The 16371-nt window shown below is 34.1% G+C and carries 17 protein-coding genes; 6 read left to right on the top strand and 11 right to left on the bottom strand.

All coding sequences use genetic code 11. The features are described from left to right. Positions 1-70: 70 nt before the first annotated feature. Both GB234_RS05405 and GB234_RS05400 read right to left on the bottom strand, forming a co-directional pair. A complete protein-coding gene (locus GB234_RS05405) occupies positions 71-817 on the bottom strand; it encodes a GLPGLI family protein (protein ID WP_151893486.1) in 747 nt (248 codons plus the stop codon). Positions 818-863: 46 nt separating this feature from the next. After that, positions 864-1157, bottom strand: a complete 294-nt coding sequence (locus tag GB234_RS05400) for a hypothetical protein (protein WP_151893485.1) — start codon at positions 1155-1157, stop codon at positions 864-866. A gap of 179 nt (positions 1158-1336) precedes the next feature. Here GB234_RS05400 and GB234_RS15185 point away from each other — a divergent pair, with 179 nt between their 5' ends. From GB234_RS15185 to GB234_RS05380, 4 genes are all read left to right on the top strand, one after another. Then, on the top strand, positions 1337-1579 hold the full coding sequence (locus GB234_RS15185; protein WP_371863331.1) for a helix-turn-helix domain-containing protein: 243 nt from the start codon (positions 1337-1339) through the stop codon (positions 1577-1579). Between the two features lie 125 nt (positions 1580-1704). After that, positions 1705-2310 carry a SprT-like domain-containing protein gene (locus GB234_RS05390; protein WP_151893484.1) on the top strand — a complete coding sequence of 202 codons (606 nt, stop codon included), beginning with the start codon at positions 1705-1707 and terminating at the stop codon, positions 2308-2310. A 32-nt stretch (positions 2311-2342) separates the two neighbouring features. Next, on the top strand, positions 2343-3434 hold the full coding sequence (locus GB234_RS05385) for a mannose-1-phosphate guanylyltransferase (protein WP_151893483.1): 1092 nt from the start codon (positions 2343-2345) through the stop codon (positions 3432-3434). A 2-nt stretch (positions 3435-3436) separates the two neighbouring features. After that, positions 3437-4870 (top strand): DUF389 domain-containing protein, encoded by a 1434-nt coding sequence (locus tag GB234_RS05380; RefSeq protein ID WP_151893482.1) that lies wholly within the window; start codon positions 3437-3439, stop codon positions 4868-4870. On the opposite strand, the gene GB234_RS05375 is transcribed toward GB234_RS05380, so the two are convergent. From GB234_RS05375 to GB234_RS05345, 7 genes are all read right to left on the bottom strand, one after another. Then, a complete protein-coding gene (locus GB234_RS05375; protein WP_308645054.1) occupies positions 4867-6039 on the bottom strand; it encodes a bifunctional folylpolyglutamate synthase/dihydrofolate synthase in 1173 nt (390 codons plus the stop codon). The genes GB234_RS05380 and GB234_RS05375 overlap by 4 nt on opposite strands. 49 nt (positions 6040-6088) lie before the next feature. Next, a complete protein-coding gene (locus tag GB234_RS05370) occupies positions 6089-8611 on the bottom strand; it encodes a T9SS type A sorting domain-containing protein (protein WP_151893480.1) in 2523 nt (840 codons plus the stop codon). A 101-nt stretch (positions 8612-8712) separates the two neighbouring features. After that, positions 8713-9546 carry an energy transducer TonB gene (locus tag GB234_RS05365; RefSeq protein ID WP_151893479.1) on the bottom strand — a complete coding sequence of 278 codons (834 nt, stop codon included), beginning with the start codon at positions 9544-9546 and terminating at the stop codon, positions 8713-8715. A gap of 78 nt (positions 9547-9624) precedes the next feature. After that, positions 9625-10017 (bottom strand): ExbD/TolR family protein, encoded by a 393-nt coding sequence (locus GB234_RS05360; RefSeq protein WP_151893478.1) that lies wholly within the window; start codon positions 10015-10017, stop codon positions 9625-9627. A gap of 1 nt (position 10018) precedes the next feature. Continuing rightward, entirely contained in the window at positions 10019-10717 is a 699-nt protein-coding gene (locus tag GB234_RS05355) for a MotA/TolQ/ExbB proton channel family protein (RefSeq protein WP_151893477.1), read from the bottom strand. A gap of 47 nt (positions 10718-10764) precedes the next feature. Then, positions 10765-12147: a sodium:proton antiporter NhaD gene (gene nhaD, locus GB234_RS05350; RefSeq protein WP_151893476.1), complete on the bottom strand. Its 1383-nt coding sequence runs from the start codon at positions 12145-12147 to the stop codon at positions 10765-10767. 29 nt (positions 12148-12176) lie between these two features. Beyond that, positions 12177-13403 (bottom strand): Glu/Leu/Phe/Val dehydrogenase dimerization domain-containing protein, encoded by a 1227-nt coding sequence (locus tag GB234_RS05345; RefSeq protein WP_151893475.1) that lies wholly within the window; start codon positions 13401-13403, stop codon positions 12177-12179. A 588-nt stretch (positions 13404-13991) separates the two neighbouring features. Here GB234_RS05345 and GB234_RS05340 point away from each other — a divergent pair. Together GB234_RS05340 and GB234_RS05335 are read left to right on the top strand one after the other, a co-directional pair. Then, on the top strand, positions 13992-14240 hold the full coding sequence (locus GB234_RS05340) for a hypothetical protein (protein WP_151893474.1): 249 nt from the start codon (positions 13992-13994) through the stop codon (positions 14238-14240). Continuing rightward, positions 14233-14697: a hypothetical protein gene (locus GB234_RS05335; RefSeq protein ID WP_151893473.1), complete on the top strand. Its 465-nt coding sequence runs from the start codon at positions 14233-14235 to the stop codon at positions 14695-14697. Before GB234_RS05340 ends, GB234_RS05335 begins: the two co-directional genes overlap by 8 nt. 39 nt (positions 14698-14736) lie before the next feature. On the opposite strand, the gene GB234_RS05330 is transcribed toward GB234_RS05335, so the two are convergent. Both GB234_RS05330 and GB234_RS05325 read right to left on the bottom strand, forming a co-directional pair. Further along, positions 14737-15168, bottom strand: coding sequence for a DUF2452 domain-containing protein (locus GB234_RS05330; protein WP_151893472.1), 432 nt, complete (start codon positions 15166-15168; stop codon positions 14737-14739). A gap of 63 nt (positions 15169-15231) precedes the next feature. Next, positions 15232-16311, bottom strand: coding sequence for an anhydro-N-acetylmuramic acid kinase (locus GB234_RS05325; RefSeq protein ID WP_151893758.1), 1080 nt, complete (start codon positions 16309-16311; stop codon positions 15232-15234). Positions 16312-16371 lie beyond the last annotated feature (60 nt).

Here is a 16371-nt window from a genome sequence, read left to right as displayed (position 1 = left end):
TTGTGCGTTAACATTAATCGAAACAGTTAAAAAGAAATATTTGCGGAAAATATTTCAATAGAACAAATAATTAATTTTTAATATACTCAACTATATTTTTTTTTGGCAAGGTCATAGACGGACCCCAAGATTCCATACTATTTCTCATCACGGCATCATATCTTTGCCTATAGAATGATAAAAATGAATTCCAATCGAGTGATATTTCATTTTCATACGGATTTACAAATTCAACATTTTTATTAACTAGTTTAATAGAAGTCGCTAAAATTGAAAAAACAGAATCATCTGATGTCACATTAAGAATAAGACCTGGAAGACCATCAAATCTCCACGGACCATTTGCAAAAGCCATTTCAGTAGTAAAAAAAGCAATGTAATTTCTACCACCGTAACTTGTTATTGCTTTTTGACATTTAAATCCAAAAATTTCCTCAAACTCTTCTTTGAGTTCCCATCGCATCGTATTAAGACTATCAATTATGTGTATAAATTTAAACTCTACCGTTTCCACATAATAAGATTCATTTTTATAAAAATCTTTATATACGAACTCATTTTCCTTTGATGATAATCCTATAACTATATCTTCATTCTTGTTATTTACATTATCCTCTGTCAAGCTTTTAGTATGGTCTATTTCATAAATTGATTTAAAAGAGTTCATTGTTAAAAGTGCATTTGTTTGATATTTTGAACCTGGCCCATAAAGCTGTAACGTTTGTAAATAAGATACTTGCACAGTCGATTGCTCATTATTATTTTGAGCATAAATACTGCACACTAATAGCAAAAAAATAGTTTTTATTAAACTCATATTTAAAGAGTAAAGTTCCTCTCACCTTGCAATGAGAGGAATTAAATTATTGTTGATGTTGTGGACATGAGCCACCTTGACTAATAATATAGTTGCACGCTAACATTTGCGCACAATCACAAGCCGCCATTCCACAACACTGAAAAGACGCCTGCCCTACTCCATTATAGGTAGCAGTCGCAGTACAACATACTACACCTTCAGCATTTACAAATGATACACTTTCAACTTCCCAAAGTTCATGGATTAACTCTTCAGTTTCTATAATTGTATTACTCTCATTAGAATTAAAGGAGACTAATCCGCAAAACAGAAACATAATCAATAGTAATTGTTTCATAATATTTTGGTTTTAAATTATTATGAAATAAAACTATTAAAGATACTTGCACTATCTTATTCTAACCAAGACTAAAGTTAGTCTATTTTAGACTAACTAACCTCAATAATAATAATAATAATAATAATATGTAACTTTGATAAAAGAGCTATCTCCCCAGCTACAAATTATACTATATTATGCATTTAATTGTGGGGGAAAACTTGCGTGCTTTGCGCAAGCAAAAAGGGCTATCACAAGAGGAGACAGCCGATTTATTAAATATTTCGCAAGCTGCGTATGCCAGAATAGAAAATGGAAAAACAAATTCTTGGTCCATCCATTTAAATAAAATTTGTCAAATTTTCCAATGTAATCCTGAAAATCTATTTGATATTGCTTTATTAAAAAATACCATGGGAGTAATAGAGATGATCAATTAAGCGACTCAAAAGTGATTGCTAAACTGATTGAACAATATGAGCTTAGATTAAAAGAAAAAGATGACCTCATAATTGCCTTAACTAATAAAGTAGGAAATTTTAAAGATTGAGCGTATCTTAGCTCCGTGACAAAGGTCCTTTCAAAATACATTCCACAAGCTGCTGTTGAAGCTTCTTTTGCACTTATCAAAGCAAACAACGTTCATTTAAAAATTGTTAATGAACGCGTCACGCGTCATGGTGACTATCGAAAAATGGCAAATGGGCAACATCAAATTACAGTAAACGCTAGTCTTAATAAATATCGTTTTTTCATTACCTTAATTCATGAAATCGCCCACTTGGTCGCTTTTCAAAAATACGGCAGAGCTATCAAGCCCCACGGAAAGGAATGGAAGTTTACATTTCAGCAGTTAATGTTACCCTTTATTCGACCAGAGATTTTTCCTTCACAATTATTACCATTGTTAGCAATGCACTTTAAAAACCCTAGAGCTAGCAGTGATACAGATGCACGCTTATCTTTAGCGCTCAAACAATTTGACCCAGAAAACGATAAAAATTATATCTTTGAGATACCCGCTAATGGCCTTTTTAGACTATATAACGGTAAAATTTTTAAAAGAGGAAATAAACGAGTTAAGCGTTATGAATGCCTCGAAGTAGCAACTGGAAGAGTTTATTTATTTAACCCAAATGCAGAAGTAGAGTTTTTAAAAACCGAAGCGTAAATACAGCAATTAAATTTTAGAAGTATTAAAATATGAAAGAAAGCACTACGAAAGATTACTACGCAGTGATCATGGCAGGTGGTATTGGCTCTAGGTTTTGGCCAGTGAGCACATCATCATTCCCTAAACAGTTTCATGACATGTTAGGCACAGGAAAGTCCTTGCTACAACAAACCTTTTCTAGACTCAATAAGTTGATTCCGTCAGAGAATATTTTGATTTTGACTAACGAACGCTATCTTGAATTAACGCTATCTCAACTCCCAGAAATTTCAGAAAAACAAGTTGTTCTTGAGCCTGCTATGCGCAACACAGCTCCTTGTATTTTGTTATCTGCTTTAAAAATTAAAAAGGAAAATCCTAACGCGGTAATGCTAGTTGCACCTAGTGACCACTGGATTGAGGACGAGGACGCATTTGCAAATGACGTGCAAAAATGTTTTGACGCAGCGCAACATGATAATATATTAATGACTTTAGGCATCAACCCAACGTTTCCAAATACAGGTTATGGCTATATTGAAGCTGATAAAAATAGTACTTCGGAAATTTCAAGGGTGGCACAATTTAGAGAAAAACCAGATTATGAGACGGCGAAAAAATTTTTAAACGAGGGAAATTTTCTTTGGAATGCAGGCATTTTTATTTGGAGTGTTGCAACAATTTCTGAAGCATTTGAGAAAAACGAACCTGTCATGCACGCCTTGTTTTCTGAAGGAATTCCTGTGTATAACACCACAGAAGAAAAGGATTTTATTGCTACAAATTATGAGCTTTCCGAAAATATTTCCATCGATTATGCAATTATGGAAAAAGCAAATAATGTATTCACAAAAAAAGCTACATTTGATTGGAATGATTTAGGCACTTGGGGCGCATTGCACGACAAGATGACTACAAATGAAGGTGATAATGCTGTTGTGAGAGGTATCCCCATGTTGACGGATGCAAAAGGGAATATGATTTATTCGGAAACCGAAAAGTTAATTGTTGTTGATGGCATTGATGATTATATAATTGTAGATAAAGCTGAAACGTTATTAATATTTCCGAAGAAAAAAGAGCAAGACATTAAAAAACTACTAGTGGAAGTTGAAAACACTCACGGTAAAAAATATACATAAGTATGAGCAAAGAGGATATTGAAATCACCCCAAATTCTTCTCCAGAAGAATTTGAGCATACAAAACTGACGGCCTGGGAAGGGGTTAAAAAGTTTTTTACAGACCTGTTTGATATCCATAATGACACAGACAGAGATGCTACAATTGAAGCCGTAAAAAAAGATATTTCATTTAAAGGGCACACCTCGTGGATTTTAATATTTAGTATTTTTATAGCCTCCATTGGCTTAAACGTAAGTAGTACGGCTGTTGTAATTGGCGCCATGTTAATCTCTCCTTTAATGGGACCAATTGTGGGGATAGGACTCTCTGTTGCGATTAATGATATTGAAACAATGAGACGCTCTTTTATCAACTTGGGCGTAATGGTTATTTTAAGTGTAATGACTGCTACATTTTATTTTTGGGTTTCTCCACTTACTGAGGAAACTCCCGAATTAGTTGCAAGAACATACCCTACAATCCTTGATGTCTTAGTAGCTATTTTTGGCGGGTTGGGACTCATAGTAGCTAAAACAAAAAGTGGCACCATTGCTAGTGTTATTTTTGGTGTTGCTATTGCTACAGCCTTAATGCCACCTTTATGCACAGTGGGCTACGGTCTTGCGATTGGTAATATGGCTTATGCTGGAGGTGCTATGTATCTATTTTGCATCAATGCAGTATTTATCGCTTTAGCAACCTTTATAGTTGCAAAAATATTACGCTTTCCATTGGTGCGCTATGCAAATTCACAACGTAGAAAACGTATAGCACAAGTAGCATCTTTAGTTGCTCTTGTTGTAGTAATCCCTAGTGTTATTTTATTTTATAATTTATTACAAGAACAAATTTTTACCAATAAAACTAAAGAATTTGTCAAAGATATAATCCAGTATGAAGGTGCGGAAGTGGTCAAATTTGACCAAAATTATAAATCCAAAGACATTCAAATTTATTTAATTGGACGCCCAGTTCCTCAAGCAACGATTGATGACTGGAGAACTAAATTAAAAGGTTCAGAAAAAATAGGAGAATCAAATTTGTTAATATATCAAGGTGCTGATAATAGCGGTGAGCTTGCCGAAAAAATAAGCGGCAACCTAAAAGCAGACATCCTTAGTGAATTATATGTAAATAATGAACAGAGAATTCGTGATAAAGATGACCGTATTACATTTTTAGAAAATGAAGTTGCTAGACTTAGTGTGAAAGAAAAAGGTATTCCTTTTAACCAAATAAGCAAAGAGCTAAAAATAACATATAGTGGGTTGCAAAGTTTTGGGTATTCAAAGCGAGTGAATACAACTTTTGACAAAACCGATACTTTAAGTGTATTTAATCTTTCTTGGGACAATTCTGTTCGAGGAAAACAACGACTAGAAAATCATAAAAAAATAGGAGAACTACTAAAACTTAAGCTAGCCCTTGACACATTAGTTGTTGTTGAAAATTAAACGACTTCAGCAACCACAAAAGTGCTTCCACCTACATAGACAACATCATGGTTAACCTGTTCTTTCTTCGCAGCATTGAGAGCATCGTTAACCGAAGGGTAAACTGAACCTTTAAGGTCATGCTTAGTAGCCTTATTTTTTAATATAGTTACGTCCATTGCCCTTTCAACAGCCGGCTGACAAAAATAGTAACGGGCGTGTTTAGGGAATAAGGATAGCACCTCGTCTAAATCTTTATCACTTACAAAACCTAAAACAATGTGAATCACGCGATAGTTAAGCTTTTCTAATTGACGCATTGTAAATTGCAATCCATCTTTATTATGAGCCGTATCACAAACTATTAATGGTTCCTTTTGTAAAATTTGCCACCTTCCTAAAAGTCCAGTATTTTTTACAACATTTTGAAGTCCTTTAGCTAGGTGCTGTATTCCTATGTGGAAGTTTTTATCTTTTAATATTTTAACAGCCATTTGCACTGTACGAATATTATTTTTTTGGTAGTCCCCTTTTAAATCTGAAGACATCAACGCTCCTTTTGTCTCAAAAGCTTTATACAAATCTGCATTTTTTTCTTTTGCAATTTGCTCAAAGACAGCAATGGTATTTGTATTATATTCACCAATGACTATAGGAACATTTTCTTTAATTACCCCTGCTTTTTCTTTTGCAATTTCTGGAAGTGTAGTTCCTAAAAACTGGGTATGATCAAGCCCTATATTTGTAATAATTGATATTTCAGGAATTATAATATTTGTACTATCAAGTCTTCCTCCTAGCCCTACTTCTATCACTGCAATATCTACTTCTTCCTTAGAGAAGTAATCAAAGGCTAATCCAACTGTCATTTCAAAAAAACTAAGTTGATTTTCTTTAAAAAAAGATTTATGCTTTTCTACAAACGAAGATACATTTCGCTTTGCAATAGGCTGCCCATTTATCTTAATACGCTCTCTAAAATCCTTTAAATGTGGCGAAGTATACAAACCTACTTTATAACCTGCTTCTTGTAAAATAGAAGCCAACATATGGCTTGTGCTTCCTTTTCCATTGGTCCCAGCAACGTGGATTGATTTAAACTTATTTTCGGGATTACCTAAATAGTTTGCGAGTAATAGGGTGTTAGACAAATCTGCCTTATATGCACTTTTACCTACTCGCTGATACATGGGGAGCTGTTGGAATAACCAATTGATAGCTTCTTTATAAACGATAATTTTAGTTTTTAATTAGCTTTTTTGTAATAGTCTTACCTTCCGTAGCAACACTTAAAAAATATACCCCAGTAGGGTATTGAGATAGATTTAATGTGGCTTGATTACTATTTCCAAAATTTAAAATTTCGGAAGCTACTAATCTACCCAACGCATCGTGTAATTGAATTTCATTTTTCGATCCAATACTTTTGCCTAACGTGAGAGTAATATAATCGTTGGCAGGATTAGGAGATACAATTAGTGTATTTTCTGCCTCATTTTCACTGAAAGCTAAAATATCGTTTGACAAATTTATCTTGTAAATCGAACGCCCATAAGTCCCTATATATAAATATTGACTTACTTCATGAATGTGCATATCAGTCACAGGAACTGAAGGTAAATTTGCTGCAAGAGGCACCCAAGTTTGACCGTTATCACCTGATGCTATTACGCCAATATCTGTCCCAACATATAAAATATCATTAATATCCTTAATAATGTCGTTTATAGGAATATCTGGAATTCCTGTGGAAATATTATTCCAATTAGCACCAAAATCTGAACTTTGATAAACATGACCTTCATTTTCACCAAAACGATACCCAGAAAATGTGACATATACCCCGTTTGCATTTTCTCTATCTGCAAGCACTTTAGTTACCCATCGATTAGGTAATGTGCTTGAAATATTTAGCCAATTTGAACCGGCATCTTGTGTTACCCATACATTTCCATCATCTGTTCCTACATAGATCACTTCACTATTTAAAGGTGAAATGCTTATGCTTATTATAGTTCCGAAAGTAAGATTTCCAGAAGAAGGGCCATTAGTTAAATCTGGGCTAATTGCAGTCCAACTTCCTGCTGCATTTGTAGTTTTATATAATTTATTTGTCCCATAATAAAGCGTTTGAGAATCTGCAGGGTCAAAAGTTATTGGTGTGTCCCAATTATTTCTATCTATGTTTGGTATACCATTTAAAGCACCATTAAAACTAGCTCCATTGTTTATAGATTTCCCTAAGTTACCATTTTGGGAAAGAGCATAAATTACATTTGTATTTGTTGGATCTACTAGTGGTTGAAATCCATCACCACCAAAAATAGTTGACCAATCATTAGTACCACTTGTAGTTGTTCTAACAGTACTATTATCTTGAGAACCAACATAAATTTTATCGTCATTTTGCGCATCCACATGCACTCTATAAAACTGGGTTATAGGCAACGTCTCAATTTTTGAACTACTTGCTCCTTCGTTTGCACTTGTGTATAATCCACCATCATTCCCTAATAAAATTGTACTTGCACCTTGCGTGGTAAATGCCATTGCATGCTGATCCACGTGTGCAATAGAAAAAACATCACTCCATGTTTGCCCTCCATCTATAGATTTTTGTACTTCGAAATCAACATTATAAATTATATTTTCATTTTCAGGATCTACAAATATGCCTCTAAACCACCAATGAAACCCTACATCTGTCAATGCGCTTGAGTTCATTGTCTGCCAGCTATCACCTCCATCTTGAGTTCTATAAACTCCTTGGATACCTCCTGCTGCATTTGCATAACGTGCATACAAGACATTAGGGTTTGATTGTGAAATATCAATGCTTATCCTTCCTTTTTGAGTAGCAATTGTAGGAAGTCCATTTGTCATTAGACTCCATGTAGTTCCTCCATCTTGAGAACGCCAAAGACCAGAATCTGCTCCTCCATAAATTCTATTTTCTGTAGTTCTTTCACGCTGCCAGAATGCAGCGTATACAATATTTCCATCTGTAGGGTGGATTGCCATATCAATGACTCCCGCTCTGTTGCTATATTGAAATACTTTTTCCCAAGTTACACCACCATCTATAGTTTTATAAACTCCTCTATTCTCATCGTTTTTAAAAAGAGGCCCCATTGCACCAACAAAAATTATATCTTCATTTGAAGGATGAATCAATATTTTACCAATGCTCCCTACATTAGGCAACCCTTTTGATTCCCAAGAAAGCCCTCCATTTTCACTTTTATAAATTCCGTCACCATCGTATGTGAGTGAGCCACCACCTGCATTTACCTCACCAGTTCCTACCCATAATGTATTAGGATTTGTTTTTGAAATTTCAATATCACCAATTGACAACATATCTTGATCATCAAAAATAGGGTTGAAAGTTACTCCAGCATTTATAGTTTTAAAAATACCTCCAGAAGCAGCACCCACATAATATGTATTACTATCGTTAACCGGAATTTCAATATCTGTAATACGTCCTCCAGTATTAACAGGACCAACAAATTCCCACACCTCGCTTAGCGAATTTCTTTTTGAAAGTTCGTTTCTTTTCCAAGCGGCCGCATCCTTAATTGCATTGGGTTTTAATTCCCCGCTAGGATATGCGCGCTGCATAAACATGAAATCATGAGGAGTTTTAGTAGTTTTTTCTGCGGAAATTTTTGCTGAAGAAACATTTCTATTAGTTGGCAAAGAATCTTTACAACTTTGAAAAACAAAAAAGAGTAATGCTAGTGTGTGAATGTATTTCATATCAAAAATTTGGAAAAATAAAGATACTGAAATAGTATAAGTGATTTTTGTTTTGAAACAATCACTTTCAATTATTTAAAATTTCAGAAATACGAAAAACTTTATTCAGAAAGACTAAAGCGATACACAATTTTACCTATCTGTTTTGCAGGTGCTTTATCATCACTATTAAATTTTGTTGCAAGAGCAGCTCTTTTTGCAGGTTCTAGTAAACAACTGGAGTTATTAGTAGTTCCCCTAACTCCTGCTGTAGCACTAATTACTTTTCCATTACGGTCCACTTCAATGCTAACCACAACAGTACCTGCTTCGTTACAATCTTGAACAAATTTTTCTTTGTTTAATGCTTTTCTTCCTCCTAGTTGATAATTGCCATCACCATCTAATCCTTTTCCTGTTCCGTAATAACTTTTTGCGTTTGGGTCACCGTTAGGGTTTCCTTTATCACCTGGTTTATTATCATTTCCTTCTCCTCCTTTTGCTGTTCCATCACTTTTAGGTCCATTGAGAATACTAGAAAGGGCATCTGTTGTGCTCTTATCTGGGGTAGGCTCAGGATCTGGAACGGGTGGCTTTGGTGTTTCTTTTTTGGGTTGCTCTTTTACTGGAATTTCTTTTTTAATCTCTTTCTTTTTCTCTTTTTTAATGACAGGTGCATCCTCAGTATCTTGCGTCACTACTTCTTCTTTTACCTCTGGCTCAGGCTCTGAGACTGGTGGAGGTGTTGTCACTTTTGGGGCGCTTTTTATCGCCTCAGTTGGCTGAATGTTTCCACTTCCCGTATCTGTAGTTCCAAAGTTTACTGCAATACCTTCCTCTGGCGGTGGATCTAAGTATGTCATCCCAAAAAAGAATAATAGCAAAATTAACAGTGAATATAATATCACTGTGATAGTCATGCTTTTCTTTTTATGTTGAGTATCTAAAAGAGACATTTTAAAGGTTTAGGGTTTAGGAAAAATAAAAGCGCGAATTAATTAGTCCAGAATACTTTAGGCACCTATTTTTTAATACTAATTAGGTCTTACGGCTAGCACAACTTTAAATTTGTTTTTATTTGCAATATCCATCACAAAAACAGCGTCTTCAATAGGCACTCCTTCTTCAGCTCTTAGTATCAATGTAGGTTCTTTTTCACCTGCAAAGGCTGCGATTAATACTTTTTCAATTTCATATTCGCTAACGCGTTCTTTATTTACATAATAAGCACCATCTTTAGTGATACTCACACTTGCTTTTTGAGCATTTGTGCTTTTCCCTTTTGCTTTAGGCAAAATTAAATCTAAAGCATCTGGTGTAATCGCTGGAGAAGTCAGTAAGAAAAAAACTAATAACAGAAATACAATATCTGTCATTGAACTCATCGAAAACTCTGGACTTACTTTATTTCTTCCGCGTAGATTCATATTATGCGGGTTCGTTTAAAAGATCTAAGAAATCTACTGCTGTAGCTTCCATTTGATGCACTACTTTATCTGTTTTAACCACAAGGTGATTATAGCCCATATATGCTATAATACCTACTATTAATCCCGCAACGGTTGTTGTCATTGCGGTATAAATACCTTCGGCTAGAAGTCCCATTTCAGCTTGACCACTACTTGTTGCTAATTGATGAAATGCTAATACCATTCCTATCACAGTACCTAAAAATCCAATCATAGGTGCAGCACCTGCAATTGTTGCGAGAACACTCACATTTTTTTCTAGTTTGTAAACTTCAAGACGTCCTGCATTTTCAATTGCTGTATTAATATCTTCTAATGGACTTCCTATTCTTGAAATACCCTTTTCTGTTAATCTCGATACAGGCGTATTCTGTCCTGCACATAATACTTTTGCACCTTGTAAATTTCCGCTAGATACATTATCCTTAATCTGGTTCATAAAGTTTGCATCATATTTTGATGCTGCTTTAATCGCAAACAAGCGCTCAAAATACACATACAACGCTACGAAAAGCAGAACGGCAAGTGTACCAATTATTATCATTCCTCCAGTCCCACCGTTGACGATGAGCTCCATGATAGAGAGTGTTTTTTCAGTTACTTCTGGTTCTAATTGTGCGGCATCTTCCGCACCTTCCTGAATAAAGAAGTTGAGCATATATAAATAGGTTTAATTTGTTAACGGTGATTGAGGGCTAAAAATTGTTATACGTGATTGAATATAACTCGCTCTATAAGTAAAAACACACCAGCTCCAGCTATAAAGCCTATAAATGCAAGCCATGTAATTTTCTTCAAATACCATATAAAGTCAATACGCTCCATTCCCATTGCAGCAACACCTGCTGCACTACCAATGATTAACATACTTCCACCTGTTCCTGCACAATATGCGATGAAGTGCCATAGAACAGAATCGGTTGGAGAATCATACATCCCCATAGAAGCTGCTACTAATGGTACATTGTCAATTATTGCAGAGAATACCCCTAATAATATTACAACGACATCTTGATTAGGAATGGCACTTTGTAAAACTTCGGCTAGATAGCGTAATGTCCCTACCGGATCTCCATTTTCGGCCACACCATATACAAGACTTTCTAATCCTGCTACTGCCATTAAAATACCTAAGAAGAATAATATTGACGAAATCTCAATTCTTGATAGTGCTTTATGAGCAGAATATTGTTGACGTCGTTCTTTAGTAAAATCTTCTTCTGGGTGAATATATTCTGAAACGAGCCACACTACACCAAGTGCAAGCATCATCCCAATATAAGGAGGCAAGTGTGTTATAGTTTTAAAAATAGGTACTGAAACAATCATTCCTAGTCCTAAAAACAACATTGTTTTACTACTTAAAAGTCTTTCTGCAACCTCATCTCCAGATGTATCAACATCTATTTCACCTTTAAAGGCTGGCAGATACTGAGCAATGAAAAATGGAATTACAAAACAAACAATTGAAGGAATCACAACATATTCAATTAACCCCATTGCTGTTACATTTTTTGCAATCCAAAGCATTGTTGTTGTTACGTCTCCTATGGGTGACCATGCTCCTCCAGCATTTGCTGCTACTACAACAAGCGCTGCGTACCACAATCGTTCTTCTTTGTTTACAATCAATTTTCTAAGTAATGTAATTAGTACAATTGTAGCAGTTAAATTATCAATAATAGCAGAAAGAATAAAAGCAAGTATTCCAATTATCCAAAGTAATTTACGTTTACTCTTTGTACGTACTGCACCTTTTAAAATCTCAAACCCACGGTGTAGATCAATGATTTCTACAATGGTCATCGCACCTATTAAAAAGATTAAAATTTCGGCAGTCTTCCCTAAATGATGTAATAATGTATTTTCAAAACCATGCTCTGCCTCTACTCCTCCGCTTAAAAAATTAAATGAATTGTCATAGGTGTCAATAACATCAAACCAACCTGCATGAAAACCAATTGCAAGTACTGCCCAAATCAATGCCGCCATAATTAATGCGGGCACTGTTTTATCAAGTTTAAGCGGATGTTCAAGTGTTATTGATAAATAACCAACGACAAATATTAAAATTATAATTGCTTCCATAGAATGAGGTTTGTTTTATTGTTTTTTGCTTATACTAGTTGCTTTAAAGCAATTTCGAACGCTGTTTTACTAATGTTTGTTTTTGTACTATTATTATCATAGGTATTACGAATCGCATTTTTAATGGTCATCGATGTATCATTAAAAATAGCTTCGTCTGTCATTTGTACTTTACGTTCCATAAAATAGGCAAATACGCGAGCCATTCCACAATTACTTATAAAATCTGGAATTAAAGAAACACGTTCATCAGTATATTCCATAATACTTCCAAAGAAAATTTCTTTATCGGCAAATGGCACATTGGCACCACAGCTTATAACTTCTAGACCAGTTTCCATCATTTGAGAAATTTGTCCCTTTGTAATTAAACGTGATGCAGCACATGGTGCAAACACCTCACATTCTAATGTCCAGATTTGTTCGTTTATTTCTTCAAAAGACAACATATTATCAGCAACAAGTGTATTCCCATCTTTCTTTAAAAATAACTGTTGAATCTCCTCAAAACTGAATCCATCTTTATTGATTATTCCACCCACTCGATCGATAATTCCAACAACTTTTGCTCCCATTTGTGCTAAATAATAAGCTGCGGCAGCTCCTACATTTCCAAATCCTTGTACAATGGCACGTTTTCCTTTAACGTCTCCGCCATAGATATCATAATAATGACGTACTGCTTCAGCAACCCCGTAACCCGTTATCATATCTGCCACGGTGTATTTTCTTGATACATCAGGGGAATACGTAGTGTTTTCTAAAACTTTTATTACTCCTTGACGCAATTGTCCTATACGGTTAATTTTATCAGCTTCGGTTGGTGTAAAGTGGCCATTAAAAACCCCCTCTTGTGGATGCCAAACGCCACTTTGCTCAGTAATTGGGATTACTTCGTGGATTTCATCAACATTTAAATCTCCTCCAGTTCCATAATAAGATTTTAATAATGGCGAAACAGCTTTGTACCAGCGCTCTAATACCCCTTTTTTACGAGGATCGCTTGGGTCAAAATTAATTCCAGATTTAGCGCCACCTATTGCAGGACCAGAAACAGTAAATTTCACCTCCATTGTTTTAGCAAGGGATAAAACTTCATTTTCATTTAATCCCACTCGCATTCTCGTTCCTCCACCTGCAGCACCTCCTCTTAATGAGTTAATTACTGTCCATCCTTCAGCTTCAGTTTCAGCATCGTTCCAATGGAATACAATTTCAGGCTCTTTATTTTCGTATTTTTTAAGTAGTTCTTTCATATATATTCTCTATAAAAATAGAGATTAGTTTAAAATTAATGCATTGTACTATATTTCTTTTTACTTCGGAAATTTGACTAGCGTAGCTACAATTGATTCATTTTAAACATTTTTTTAGGTTGGTATATTTCAGTAACAAATATAAATAATTGCAAATGTGTTTTGGTTTCTTTTAAATAAAAATTCTACCATAGTTTCTAACACTTTTAAAATTTCCGAAGAACAGAAAGCCATACATCTAAAATTTAACAAATTACTTTTTTCAAATTAATAGCTACAGACATTTTGTTTATACTTCTAACGATTTTACCCTAAATAAAACAATATTGTTAACAAACCTAAATAGAGATATTATTTAGAAAATTACTACCTTTAGTCATTCTGAAGGGCTTATAATCTTATTGAAGCAATAATTTATCTTTTTGACACAAAAAAATCACATGATTAACCAACTTGATGATTGTCTTAATTTTATTTTAAACCTTTATAAACACTTTAGAACAAAAAGTTTTTAATGCACAATAGAAAACTAAAACTAACTGAAAAAAGCAAGGCAAAAGTTATAAAAAAACTTTACCTAATAAGAGTATGAAAGATTCAATAGATTTGCTTGAAACTATCCAAGATAAACCGCAATCAGATAGTATTTATAATAATATTCTTAATGTTACAATAAACTCACCTAATGTTATTTCTATGGATTGGCTACGTGTGGCAGGTGCAATAGTTGTAATGATTATTGCTACAGAAATAATTGTTATTAGTGATGCTCTTAAGACCAATAGTGAAATAACAGACGTTATTCCTGTCAATAACAATATTTTGTACAATGACTAAAGCAACAGTTTACTTTATTTCCATTATAGGGCTTGTTCTTTTTAATCTTATACTTGTTGGTATTTTAGTAACAAAACCTAATACTAAACAAAATCAAGAAATAGAAACAATTCAAAATCCTAAAATGGTCGTTATCGAACGATTAAAATTTGATGAAAATCAAATTAAGCAATATGTAAAATTGATAGATACGCACAATATAGTTATAAAGGAAAAAGACGCAGAAATCGCACGTACAAAACAACAATTATACAAATTGTTATCGGGCAATTTAATGATTAATAAAGCAGACTCATTAACCTCAGTAATAGGTGAAATTCAAAAAGAAATAGAGATGCTTCACTTTGATCATTTTAAAGACATAAAAAAACTATGTAACGAAAAGCAACAAATTAAATTTGAGCAACTCTCTATTGAAATCTCTAAAATTTTTGAACGAGAATTACCGCCTCAATGAGGATTTTAAAATACATTAACTACCATTCTTTAATTAAAATTAATCCTCACTTACAGTATTCTCCTCTAATCGCTCCCACATTTTATTGCTATTGAGTCTAAAAGTCCCTACAAAATCCCAATTACATTCTTTAGGTGATATAAGCGACAACCATACATCGCCGTTAGCTTTACGATATAAATGATACGTTTTTCCAAGAATAGGCTCAAAGCTAAACTTTGCAGAGTAGATAATATTATTATATTCAAATTGCTTCATCATTAAATCATACTGAGCTTTTAGCTCATCAAATTGTGATTTAAATTGATGATTTACTTTATTAATATTACTATTTTTCCATGATGTAACATCGTCTGGAATGATTGCTGGAGCACCTAAGTTTGTAGCATAAGGTATTAGTGATGCGGCATATTTTTGTGTCTCTTCATCATATACAACTTGGTCAGGTTTTTTTTCTGTTTCTTTAGTCATTCCCTATTTTTTGTTCAAATATAAGTTGTTATCATTAAACATATAATATGCTTTAACACAATGTTATATTTCAAATATATTTCCTCCAGAACAATCAACACTTGCACCCGTAACGCTTTGCAGGCAATTTATTTCCCCACGCAACCGCAGAACACCGAGCAAACCAAAAATCAACGCTTCTTTAAACTCTAATAATTGAGACTCTGGAACTACTAACTCAACAGGATTAATACGTTTAATTTCTTCTAATAAGAATGTATTATAAGCCCCACCTCCAGTTACAAGTACTTTACTATTTGTTTTAAATTGATGTGCAATCTGGTTAGCAATGTGTGCTGTAAAGGTTGCTATTTTATTTTTTTTTGTTGTATTTGAGGCTTCTAGGACTGGGAATATGTTTTCTTTAACCCATTCTAGACCCAAGGATTTAGGTGGTGATTTTTTGTAAAACGGTAGTTGGTTTAAAGATTCTAAAATTTCTATTATGACCGTTCCACCTCTAGCGATGTTTCCATTATCATCGTATGGAAATCCTAATAAATTTGCATAACTATTAAGGACAATATTGACAGGGCAAATATCATAAGCAACACGCTTTCCATTATTATCAAGTGACACATTTGCAAAGCCGCCAAGGTTTAAACAATAATCAAAATCCTTAAATATTAGTTTATCCCCAATGGGAACAAGTGGCGCTCCTTGACCACCTAATTGTACATCTTTAACCCTAAAGTCACAAACTACTCTTTGCCCAATCAAGGCAGCTATTTCTGGAAGATTACCTATTTGAAGAGTTACACCACTATCCGGCTGATGTAAAATGGTGTGTCCATGACTACAAACCGCATCAATACTTTCAATTTTAAACTTATCAACAAATGCAGAGATAACTTCGGAAATATGACGGGTGTATCTTATATTTAGCTTATTCAACGCTTTTTCTGAAAACAAAATAGCATCCTGCAATTCTTGTTTTAAACTTTCATGGTATGGTACCGTTTCGGCTTTGCCAAATTTATAAGACCACTCCCCTTTTTTTGAAATGCTAAATGTAACTTCGGCAAGGTCAATTCCATCTAGTGAGGTTCCACTCATTACACCTATAACGTGGTAATTCTGTTTTATTAATTTTTGAGAAAACATCATACTCAAAGGTACATTTACATTTATAATAAAGAGAAATTAAAATAGAAATTAAACATT

Source organism: Patiriisocius marinistellae (genome assembly GCF_009014635.1).
GTDB classification, from domain to species: domain Bacteria; phylum Bacteroidota; class Bacteroidia; order Flavobacteriales; family Flavobacteriaceae; genus Patiriisocius; species Patiriisocius marinistellae.
The sequence above is the reverse complement of the archived record's forward strand: the minus strand, read 5'-3'. Positions and strand labels throughout refer to the sequence as shown.